This window comes from Pseudomonas sp. AC463 (assembly GCF_979253585.1).
This window is the reverse complement of the sequence record NZ_CEEDDZ010001073.1, coordinates 1-242: the sequence shown is the minus strand read 5'-3', so window position 1 is coordinate 242 and position 242 is coordinate 1. Positions and strand designations below refer to the sequence as shown.

Below are 242 nucleotides of genomic sequence, written 5' to 3'. Positions count from 1 at the left end.
CCGATAGCCCATGCGCACCTGCTTGAGCAGCCATTCGCGACCCGGGCCGTAGATACCGGTCAGACGCACCACCGTGGCGGGCACCTCAGCGCTCCACGCCACCTGCTCTGCCTCGCGTATCACACGCCCCGAGTAGCTCTGTGCCTCTGCAGGCGAGGTTTCGTCGATCCACTCGCCATCCGCCTGGGCGTATACGCCACTACTGGAAACGAACAGCAGACGCTTCGGGCACTGTCCTCGCG

Annotated in this window: 1 pseudogene; it reads right to left on the bottom strand. The window is 65.3% G+C overall.

The annotated features are described in order from the left end of the window. Positions 1-242, bottom strand: a pseudogene (locus AC0IYH_RS33565) (SDR family NAD(P)-dependent oxidoreductase); the annotation flags it as partial.